Origin of the sequence: Cellulomonas sp. KH9 (assembly GCF_900114185.1) — a bacterium.
Lineage (GTDB): Bacteria > Actinomycetota > Actinomycetes > Actinomycetales > Cellulomonadaceae > Cellulomonas.
In genome coordinates this window covers 36265-46124 of the sequence record NZ_FOSE01000001.1, presented here as the reverse complement: position 1 = coordinate 46124, position 9860 = coordinate 36265, and the positions used below count along the sequence as shown (strand labels likewise).

Genomic DNA, 9860 nt, shown 5'->3' with positions numbered 1-9860 from the left:
AACAACTACCTGTACCGGGTCGACATCGACGGCACCAACGGCAGCGTGATCGGCGACAACAAGACGTCGTCAGCGCCGTTCGTGAGCGGAGGCGTCATCTACTACCGGGGCACGAACAACAAGCTGTACCGGGTCAGGACCGACGGCTCCGACGGAGAGCTGCTCCACACCCCGCACCTCAGCTCCACTCCGTTCGTCGCTGACGACGTCGTCTACTTCCAGGGTGACGAGCTGGTTCCCGGAGACCGGCTGTACATGGTCAATCTCACATAGCCCGGGCACCTGGGACCGAGGCGTCACCGAGCACGCTGCCGGTGGGCGTCCGCCACCGGCTTCACGGTGAACGGGGCGCTCTGCTCCTGAGGTGACCAGCCCGGGGTGTCCGCCGGGGTCGATGGCGAGCTTCTCCGCCCGTCTCTCCGTAACGGGCGGCGCTGCGGCGGCTTCCCCTGCTCGGCGAGGACACGACGGGGCGGCTCGGGTCGGGGCTGCTGGCATCCGGCGTCCTCGCGACCGTCATCCGCATGATCCAGGCGGACCTGGCCACGTCCTGACGTCGCGGACGTGGCGGTCCCGAGGATTTCAGGCCTCAGGACGCCGCTCAGCCGGCATCGCTGCAGCCTCCTCGAGTGCGAAGGGTCACGCCAGGCAGCTGCTGCTGGACGGCGAGTCGGCGCCAGTCACGGTCGCGCCTGTGCCGCCGAGTGGCGCGCCCCTGCGACGGCCGCGGGGCCGCGGTAGCGGCGGCCCACCGGACGGGCCCACACCGCAGCGCGACCTCCGGGATCGGGCGACCCGCGCCGCTGCGACGCCCGCGCGGGCGACCCGCGGCGGGCCTATGGTCGCCGGATGAACCGGACCGACCGGCTGTACGCGCTGGTGGAGGAGCTCCGTGCCGTCGCACCGCGCCCGCGGAGCGCGACCTGGTTGGCGGCGCGGTTCGAGGTCAGCACGCGCACGATCGAGCGCGACATCAGCGCCCTGCAGCAGGCCGGCACGCCTGTCTGGGCCGAGCCGCGGCGTACCGGGGGCTACTGCCTGGACCGTGCCCGGACGCTGCCACCGGTCAACTTCAGCCCGGACGAGGCGGTCGCCGTCGCCGTCGCGCTGCACGGAGCCGTGGGGACCCCCTTCCACGCCGCCGGCAGCACCGCGCTGCGCAAGCTCCTCGCGGCCATGCGCGACGACGACGCGGCGGCGGCGCAGGACCTCGTCTCACGGGTGCACCTCGTGGGCGCCGACCCCGACGCGCCGGCCGTGCCGCCGCTGCTCACCGACGCGGTGTCCGCCCGGCGGGTCCTGCGGGTCCGGTACACCGACCGGGACGGCCGGTCCACCACGCGCGACGTCGAACCGGTGGGGTACGTCGGCTCGACGTCCGGCTGGTACCTGCTCGGCTGGTGCCGCCTGCGTGACGGGCTGCGGGCCTTCCGGCTCGACCGCGTCGATCGGGTCACCGCCACCGCGGAGACCGCGCCGCGCCGCACCGTGCACCCGGGGGACGTGCAGGTGCCGGAGGGCGACCTGCGCACGCTGACGTTCCTGTGATCGACGCGCGGCACCGGAACACCGACACCGGGGTGTCGCCGGGCAGGTCCACGGTGGTGCCGATCGCGCAGCCGCGCGACCACCACTCCCCGTCCGGAGGTCCCCGTGAACCTCGTCTCCGTCCGCCTCATCACTGCTGACGTGGCTCGCCTCGTCAGCTTCTACGAGCGGCTCACGGGCCTCGTCGCCGACCGCCCGTCGCCCGACTTCGCGGAGCTGCGCACCGTCGGCGGCACGATCGCCATCGGCAGCGTGCGCACCGTCGATCTCCTCGTCCCTGGTGCCGCGCGCCCTGCGGACAACCGCTCGGCCATCGTGGAGCTCCTGGTCGATGACGTCGACGCGGTGTTCGCGGCGCTGCCGGGCGGCTCGGTCGAGGTCGTCGCCCCGCCGACGACGATGCCCTGGGGCAATCGCTCGCTGCTCGTCCGCGACCCCGACGGGACCCTCGTGAACCTGTTCACGCCCGTGACGGCCGAGTCGGTCGCCCGGTTCGCCGGCACGGCGCGGTGACGGCGAACCTGCGACGCTCCCCCGCACTGCTCACCGCGGCCGACCGGCGCGCTCAGGCCCGCCGGCCGACGGCTCAGTCGCGCGGCAGCACGCCCAGCAGCGTGGAGGTGAGGGCGACCTCGAGCGCCTCGCGCAGGTCGAGGTGGAGCACGGCGAGGGACGGATCGGCGGCGTAGGCCGCGAGGACGCTCGGCGGCGGCGGGACGTACGACGACACGGCACCGGCCATGACGAGGCTCATGAGGCCGAACAGGCGGGCGTCGTCGCCGACCTCGGGCAGGTGCCGGCGGACGAGCCCGGCCAGGGTGTCGAGCAGCGCGAGCGACGCACGCTTGTGCCGCGTCACGACCTCCACCGAGACGTTGTGCTCGAGCACCCCGCCCTGGGCGCCGAAGAGGTCGCACAGCACGGGCCGTGCCGCCAGCGACGCGCTGATGACCTCGGCGAGCCGGTGCGCCCGGTCCTGCGGTGCCGCGTCCGCGTCGATGCCCGCGGCGAGGTCCTGCTCCAGGTCGCGCAGCCAGTCCGCCAGGAAGTCGTCCAGCAGCTCGAGGAGGATCGCCTCGCGGGAGTCGAAGTACCGCAGGACGTTGGACTTCGCGAGCCCCACGCGCCGGCTGAGCTCGTTGAGGGTCACGTCCGCCACGGGCATCTCGTCCAGCATCGCCGCGGCCGTGTCGAGGATCGCGCGGCGCCGGACCTGCCGCTGCTCCTCGCTTCGCGCACGCTGGAACGTCACGGTCCGAGCCTAACTTACGGACCGCCGGTCTCTTGACTAGCAGACCGGCGGTCCCTTACGTTCGCCACAAGAGACCGGCGGTACATTGAGGAGACCCCCATGGACGAGCGCTGGACCGACGAGCACGTCCCCGACCAGGGCGGCCGCGTGGCCGTCGTGACCGGCGCCACCTCCGGCCTGGGCTACGAGACCGCCCGCGTGCTCGCGCAGCACGGGGCGAGCGTCGTCCTGGCCGTCCGCGACGTGGAGAAGGGCAAGCAGGCGGCCTCCCGCATCGGCGGCGACGTCAGCGTCCAGGCGCTCGACCTGACGTCCCTCGCGTCCGTGCGGTCGGCCGCGGCCGACCTGCGCGCCGCGCACCCGCGCCTCGACCTGCTGATCAACAACGCCGGCGTCATGTACACCCCCCGGCAGACCACCGCCGACGGCTTCGAGCTGCACCTCGGCACCAACCACCTCGGGCACTTCGCCCTCACCGGCCTGCTGCTCGACCGGCTGCTGCCCACCCCCGGCTCGCGGGTGGTGACGGTCGCGAGCACCGCCCACCGCCTGCGCGCGGACATCCACTTCGACGACCTGCAGTGGGAGCGGTCGTACAGCCGGGTCGGTGCCTACGGGCAGTCGAAGCTCGCCAACCTCATGTTCACGTACGCGCTGCAGCGTCGGCTCGCGTCGCACGGCACCACCGTGGCGGTCGCGGCCCACCCGGGCATCTCCCGGACCGAGCTGCTGCGCGCCGCACCGGCGGCGATGCAGCTGATCGTCGGCCGCATCGCGGGGCCGTTCTTCCAGAGCGCCGCGATGGGTGCGCTGCCCACCGTGCGCGCCGCCACCGACCCGCACGTCGTCGGCGGCCAGTACTACGGCCCCGGCGGGCGGCGGGAGATCAGCGGCCACCCCACGGTGGTCTCCTCCAGCCCGCAGTCCCACGACGAGGCGGTCCAGGAGCGCCTGTGGACGGTGTCCGAGCAGCTCACGGGGGTGACCTTCCCCCGGGTGTGAGCCCGCGGGCCGGAACGGGCACGACGCGCGGCCCCGCCTCGTCGTCGACGTCGGGATTGTCCGACCGGGCAGACCGGGACATAGTGGGAGCGTGCCCACACCGATCTACGTCGAGACGCACATCCGCGCGAGCCTCGACCGGGTGTGGGAGCTCACGCAGGACACGCAGCAGCACCCCCGGTGGGACGGGCGGTTCAGCCGCATCACCCCGGTCGAGGCCCTGGCGACCGGCGGCTACCGGTTCCGTTACGAGCTGCGCCTGCCGCTGCACACGCTCGCCGGTACCGGCACGAGCCTGGGCGAGCGGCACCGCCCCGACGGCACCCGCACGTCCGCGCTGCGGTTCACCACCCCGGACCGGCTCTCCCCGCTCGGCCCCGGCCGCGGGTACTGGCGCTACGTCCCGACCGCCGACGGCGTGACCTTCGTGACCGGCTACGACTACGAGCCCGGATGGGGCCGGGTGCTGGACCGCCTCGTCGTGCGGCCGCTCGTCGGGTGGCTGACGGCCTGGAGCTTCGACCGGCTGCGCCTGTGGGCCGAGGACGGCGTCGAGCCCGAGCGCTGGCCGCTGTGGTCGGCGCTGGCGGTGTGGCGTCCGGACCGCCCGCGCGCGGGCCGCTGCCTGCGGACGCCCCGGCGGGCGTCGACCGACCGGGACGGACCACGCAGGACCGTGGCGACCGGCGCCCCCACCCCTGCGGCGCCGTCCGTCATGGACGACGCCCCCGCGACGCTCGACCAGCTGGAGGCACCGTGACGTCCGTCTTCGCCCAGGCCCTCGGTGCGGACTTCACGCGCCTGCACCCGATGATGCAGCGGCGGTTCGGCGTCGGGCTCGACGCCGGGTACGCGTGCGTCGGCCGCGGGGTCATGCAGGAGATCCGTCGCGGGCCGTGGTGGACTCTGCCGTTCCTGCAGCTCGGGGCCGTGCGCAACATCCTGGTCCCCGACGTCGGCCACGACGTGCCGTTCACCATCTCCAACTTCCCGTACCGCGACCCGTACGGCCGCGAGACGGTGACGTTCGTGCGCGAGTACCGCCTGCGCGGCCGGACCCGGCGGTTCGACGCCACGATGGTGCTCCACGAGGGCCGGGTCATCGACTACCTCGGGACGCACCAGCACCTGGCCGTCGACCTCGACCTGCGCGTCCTCGACGACGGCTCGCTGCACCTGACGACCCACGGCCAGCGGTTCTACGAGGGGCCCGTCGGGTTCCGCTTCCCGATGCTGCTCAGCGGTGAGGCCCGCCTCCACGAGTGGTTCGACGACGACGAGCAGCAGTTCCACGTCGACCTCGAGGTCCGCAACCGGCTGCTGGGGTTCCTGTTCGGCTACCGGGGCACGTTCACGTGCGAGTTCCCCGACGCCGTCGACGCACCCGGTGAGCTGCGGCCGGTGCGGCACGAGGTGCGGACCTGACGACGTGCTCGACGGCGCGACGTCCGCCCGCAGACCCTGCCCTGCAGGTACGGTCGCGGCGACGAGAGGAGCGCCACGTGGACGTGGACGGTGGCGCGGACGACGCCGAAGGCGTGCTGGACGCGGACCGCGTCGTCGTCGACTGCGGGCTCTACGTCGACGGCCGGCGCGCACCGGGCCGACTGCCGCTGGGGCGCGCCGGCGACGTGGCGCGCGAGAGCGGCGGCTTCGTCTGGCTGGGGCTCGAGGGCCCGACGGTCGCGGACGTCGCGGCGGTGGCGGGCGAGTTCGGGCTGCCGGCGCTCGCGGTCGAGGACGCGGTCAAGGCGCACCAGCGCCCGAAGCTCGAGGTGTACGGCGACGTGGTGTTCGTCGTGCTCAAGCCCGTGCGCTACGTCGACCACGACGAGGTGGTGGACGTCGGGGAGATCGCGCTGTTCCTCGGCGAGCACTTCGTCGTCACCGTGCGGCACGGGCAGGGTGACGTGCTGCGCCGCGTGCGCGAGGAGCTGGACCGCGGCGACGGCCCCGCTGCCGGGTTCGGGCCCGCCGGTGTGCTCTACCGGGCGGCGGACCTCGTCGTCGACGGCTACGAGTCGGCGCTGGGCGAGATCGACGTGGACGTCGACGACATCGAGGCACGCGTGTTCGGGCCGGGGCAGGTCAACCACGCCGAGCGCATCTACAAGCTCAAGCAGGAGGCGGCGGAGGTGCGCCGGGCGGTGCTGCCGCTCGGCCGCCCGCTGCAACGGCTGGTCGACGGCGACGTCCCGCACGTGCCGCCGTCGTCGGCCCCCTACTTCCGCGACGTGCAGGACCACCTGCTGCGGGCCGTGGACGCGGTGGAGGCGGTCGAGCGCCAGCTCGGCGACGTGCTGCAGGCCAACACCGCCCGGGTGACGGTGGCGCAGAGCGAGGTCGCACTGCGCCAGAACGGCGACATGCGCAAGATCTCCGCGTGGGCGGCCATCGCGCTGGTACCCACGGCGATCGCCGGTGTGTACGGCATGAACTTCGATTTCATCCCCGAGCTGCGGTGGCGGTACGGGTACTTCCTCGTGCTGGGGGTCATCGCCGCGGTGTGCGTCGGGCTCCACCGGTCGTTCCGCCGCAACGGCTGGCTCTGAGCGTTCGGGGGTGACGTCGTCGACGTCGGCCCGGGGGCGTGAGGCCCCCAGCACGCTCCTCCGCGGGCAGCCGCTGCCGGATCGGTGGGCGACCGCCAGGCGCACGCCGCGGGCCCGCGCCCTCACACGGATCTGCGCGTCACACCCGCTCCACCGGCATCCCCGGTCAGGGCAGCCGCCCGGTGCGCGACGGCGTGCGCTCCTCGTCGAGCAGCCGGTACACCGACACGTGCGACGCGGACTCGGCGGTGAACGCGGCGCCGCTCCAGTCCGCGTGCCGGCTCTCCAGCTCGAACCCGGCGAGCCGGCCCATGAGGTCGAGCTCTGCCGGCCACACGTACCGGTGCGGGCTGCGGAACAGCTGCGCGTCGCTGCCCTCACCGAACCGGACGTGGTGGGACACCACGCGCTGCTCGAGCACGTCGTATGTGTCGATGCCGAGGTACCCGGGCTCGTCGTGCCACACCGTCGCCCCCACACCGGGCGGGAGCACCCGCAGCTGCGGCACCCACAGCTCGATGACGAACCGCCCGCCGGGTGCCAGGTGCCGGGCGGCGTTGCGGAAGCACTCGACCTGCTCGCCCTGCGTGAGCAGGTTGGAGATGGTGTTGAACACCAGGTAGACGAGCGAGAACCGGCCCGGCGCCCGGACCGTCGCCATGTCGCCCATCACCACCGGGATCGTCGCCTCGTCGACCTTCGTGCGCAGCACGTCGACCATCGGCTGCGACAGCTCGATGCCCGTCACGGGCACCCCGCGCTCGGCCAGCGGCACGGCGACCCGGCCGGTGCCGATCGCGAGCTCGAGCGCGGCGCCGCCGTCCGCGAGCGCGACGAGCCGGTCGACCGTCGGCCCGAGTACCTCGGGCGCGAACATGCCGGTGCCCGGGGTGTCGTAGGACCCCGCGGTGTGGACGTCCCAGATCTGCTGCTCGTCTGCCACGCGTCGACCGTGGCACCGGTCGACGACGCGCGTCCACGGGTTTGTCGGCCAGGTCGGCAGGCGGGTCTGGACGGGCGGCAGCGCACGCACGAGACTCGACCGGACCGGTCGACGACCCAGGAAGGCGGACGACGTGGAGTACACCGCCTCGATCCGCAGCACCCCCGGCAGCCACGAGGTCACCGTCACCGCCGGTGGCCAGGACCGGGCGCTCGACCTCCCCGCGCGCGAGGGTGCGCCGGGCTCGGCCGTCAGCGGCGGTGAGCTGCTCTTCCTGGCACTCGCGACGTGCGCCACCAACGACGTCTACCGCGAGGCCGCCGCCCGGTCGCTTCCCGTGGTCGGGGTCGACGTCGAGGTGGCGGGGTGGTTCGACGCCCCCGGTGCGCGTGCGCGGGACGTGTCGTACCGCGTCTCCGTCGTCTCACCGGCCCCCGAGGAGCAGGTGCGCGAGCTCGTCGCCCACGTCGACGCGATCGCCGAGGTGCACCGCACGCTGCGTACCGGCACCACGGTGAGCCTCGAGGAGGTCCGGGTCAGCAGGCCGCCGGAACCGTCCTGACGGCCCAGTCGGGCTCACGCGCGGTCCCGATCGACGCAGCGCGGGACGGCGTCCTCGGCGGCGCCCCGCCCGACGCGCTGCTGGCGGGCCGTCCGGGCCGGTGCGATGCTCGGGTGACGGCGTGCGCGACCCCGTCCGGGGTGTGACGTCACCGCCCCGGGGGAGGCGCGCATGGCGCAGCGTCCGGGTGTGAGCACTCCCCCGTCGCCCACCCGGCCGGCGCCGGGGGCCTCCCCGACGGGCGACCCGCGCCAGGCCGGCACCGACCCGGCGCGGCGCCACCGGCGACGTCCCCGACCGCCGCACCCGGCAGGGCTCGCGATGGGGACGCTCTTCGCCGTGGTCGCGATGACGCCGTCCCTGCTGCCGCGCGACTGGCTCTACCAGGGGCTCGTGTCGGGGATCTCCGGCGCGCTCGGGTACGGGGTCGGCGTGGCGCTCGCCCGGGTCCTGCGGCTCGTGCCCGCGTGGCGCCGGCTCGTCGCCACGACACGCGGACGGGTCCCGCCGAGGCTCGCGTCCCGGCAGCTTCCGGCCGTCGTCGTGCTCTGCGCCGTGGCCGTGGTCGTCATGCTCGTGGTGGGGGCCGGTTGGCAGCGGGCGATGACGGCGGCCGTCGGCATGCCCCCGCCCTCGACCCTCGACTGGCTGCGAGCCGGGCCGCTGCTCGTGCTCGTCGCCGCGGCGTTCGTCCTGGCGGCGCGCGGGGTGTGGTGGGTGGCTCGCCGCGCCGACGCGCTCCTGGAACGGCGGCTGCACTGGCCGCACGCGGTGGCGTCCGTGGTGGCGACGGTGCTCGTGCTCGGCGGGGTCGTGCTCGTCAACGACGTGCTGCTGCACCGTGCGCTCGGGGCGGTGGACGCCGCGTTCGCCGTCCGCAACACCGACGACCACCCGGGTGTGGAACGCCCGTCGGCGGCCGAGCGCTCCGGCGCGCCGGGGTCGCTCGTGGCCTGGGAGTCCATCGGTCGGGAGGGTCGCCGCTTCGTCGCCGGGGGCCCGGGCACCGACGACCTGCGGACCGCCGTACCGGACGTCGCCCCGACGGCGCCCGTCCGCGTCTACGTCGGCATCGAGAACGCCGGCACCGCTGAGGAGCGCGCCGCGCTGGCGGTCGAGGAGCTCGAGCGCACCGGCGCGTTCGAGCGGCAGGTCCTGCTGCTGGTGACGACGACCGGGAGCGGGTGGGTCAACGAGGCCGCGGTCGCGCCGCTCGAGCTGATGTACGCCGGGAACACCGCGACGGTCGCCACCCAGTACTCGTACCTGCCGAGCTGGCTGTCCTTCCTCGTCGACCGCTCCCGGGCCAGCCAGGAGTCGCGCGCCCTGACCGAGGCCGTCGAGGCGCACCTCGCCGGGATGCCCGCGGACGAGCGCCCGCTGCTGCTCGCCTACGGGGAGAGCCTCGGCTCGTACGGCAGCGAGACGGCGTACACCTCCCTGGCGGACATCCGCGAGCGCACCGACGGGGTGCTGTGGGTGGGACCCCCGGACGCGAACCCCGTCTGGCACGCCCTGGTCGAGCGGCGGGACCCCGGGACGCCCGCCGTGGCGCCCGTCTACGCCAGCGGCCTGTTCGTCCGCTTCGCCGGCGACACCGCCCAGATCACCACGCCGACGACGCCGTGGGAGCCCCCGCGGGCCCTGTACCTGCAGCACGCCGACGACCCGGTGGTGTGGTGGAGCCCGGACGTGCTGCTGTCCGCGCCCGACCGGCTGCGCGAGCAACCCGCCGGCACGGACCGCCCGGCGATGCGGTGGTTCCCCGTCGTGACGTTCTGGCAGCTGACGTTCGACCTGCTCAACGCGAAGTCGGTGCCCGACGGGTACGGGCACAACTACGACGGGCTGGTCCTCGACGGGTGGGTGGGCGTGGTGCCGCCCGAGGGGTGGACGGCCGCCGACACGGAGCGGGTGCGCGCGGTCCTCGCCCCGCCGTGATCGGATGTCCGCCATGAAGCAGCACGCCCCCACCCTGCCGCCGTCGCACATCCGGATCGA

At 74.3% G+C, this 9860-nt stretch carries 11 protein-coding genes; 9 read left to right on the top strand and 2 right to left on the bottom strand.

The window, feature by feature from the left end; genetic code table 11:
* The 3 genes from BMZ16_RS00245 to BMZ16_RS00235 all read left to right on the top strand — a co-directional run.
* A partial coding sequence (locus BMZ16_RS00245; protein ID WP_177199534.1) for a DUF5050 domain-containing protein occupies positions 1-273 on the top strand: 273 nt, incomplete at its 5' end.
* Positions 274-849: 576 nt separating this feature from the next.
* A complete protein-coding gene (locus tag BMZ16_RS00240) occupies positions 850-1548 on the top strand; it encodes a helix-turn-helix transcriptional regulator (RefSeq protein ID WP_089797406.1) in 699 nt (232 codons plus the stop codon).
* A 105-nt stretch (positions 1549-1653) separates the two neighbouring features.
* On the top strand, positions 1654-2061 hold the full coding sequence (locus BMZ16_RS00235) for a VOC family protein (protein WP_089797404.1): 408 nt from the start codon (positions 1654-1656) through the stop codon (positions 2059-2061).
* Positions 2062-2134: 73 nt separating this feature from the next.
* Here BMZ16_RS00235 and BMZ16_RS00230 read toward each other — a convergent pair whose 3' ends face one another.
* Positions 2135-2800: a TetR/AcrR family transcriptional regulator gene (locus BMZ16_RS00230; RefSeq protein ID WP_089797402.1), complete on the bottom strand. Its 666-nt coding sequence runs from the start codon at positions 2798-2800 to the stop codon at positions 2135-2137.
* A gap of 99 nt (positions 2801-2899) precedes the next feature.
* Here BMZ16_RS00230 and BMZ16_RS00225 point away from each other — a divergent pair, with 99 nt between their 5' ends.
* The 4 genes from BMZ16_RS00225 to BMZ16_RS00210 all read left to right on the top strand — a co-directional run bounded on the left by BMZ16_RS00225 (position 2900) and on the right by BMZ16_RS00210 (position 6354).
* Positions 2900-3802 carry an SDR family NAD(P)-dependent oxidoreductase gene (locus BMZ16_RS00225; protein WP_089797400.1) on the top strand — a complete coding sequence of 301 codons (903 nt, stop codon included), beginning with the start codon at positions 2900-2902 and terminating at the stop codon, positions 3800-3802.
* Between the two features lie 91 nt (positions 3803-3893).
* A complete protein-coding gene (locus BMZ16_RS00220) occupies positions 3894-4562 on the top strand; it encodes an SRPBCC family protein (RefSeq protein ID WP_177199533.1) in 669 nt (222 codons plus the stop codon).
* Positions 4559-5227, top strand: coding sequence for a DUF4166 domain-containing protein (locus tag BMZ16_RS00215; RefSeq protein ID WP_255366268.1), 669 nt, complete (start codon positions 4559-4561; stop codon positions 5225-5227). The genes BMZ16_RS00220 and BMZ16_RS00215 overlap by 4 nt, the downstream gene beginning before the upstream one ends.
* A gap of 77 nt (positions 5228-5304) precedes the next feature.
* Entirely contained in the window at positions 5305-6354 is a 1050-nt protein-coding gene (locus tag BMZ16_RS00210; protein ID WP_218143285.1) for a magnesium and cobalt transport protein CorA, read from the top strand.
* 166 nt (positions 6355-6520) lie between these two features.
* Here the strand turns inward: BMZ16_RS00210 and BMZ16_RS00205 are convergent, their stop codons facing one another.
* The gene (locus tag BMZ16_RS00205; protein WP_218143284.1) at positions 6521-7297 is read right to left on the bottom strand and encodes a class I SAM-dependent DNA methyltransferase; all 777 of its coding nucleotides are present in this window, start codon (positions 7295-7297) and stop codon (positions 6521-6523) included.
* A 133-nt stretch (positions 7298-7430) separates the two neighbouring features.
* Here BMZ16_RS00205 and BMZ16_RS00200 point away from each other — a divergent pair, with 133 nt between their 5' ends.
* Entirely contained in the window at positions 7431-7859 is a 429-nt protein-coding gene (locus BMZ16_RS00200; RefSeq protein WP_089797398.1) for an OsmC family protein, read from the top strand.
* A 189-nt stretch (positions 7860-8048) separates the two neighbouring features.
* Positions 8049-9800 carry an alpha/beta hydrolase gene (locus BMZ16_RS00195; RefSeq protein ID WP_177199532.1) on the top strand — a complete coding sequence of 584 codons (1752 nt, stop codon included), beginning with the start codon at positions 8049-8051 and terminating at the stop codon, positions 9798-9800.
* Positions 9801-9860: the final 60 nt, after the last annotated feature.

What these genes read in the sequence shown, in the direction of transcription:
- BMZ16_RS00240 (WP_089797406.1), top strand. Translation starts at nt 850, where the DNA reads ATGAACCGGACCGACCGGCTGTACGCGCTGGTGGAGGAGCTCCGTGCC.
- BMZ16_RS00225 (WP_089797400.1), top strand. Translation starts at nt 2,900, where the DNA reads ATGGACGAGCGCTGGACCGACGAGCACGTCCCCGACCAGGGCGGCCGC.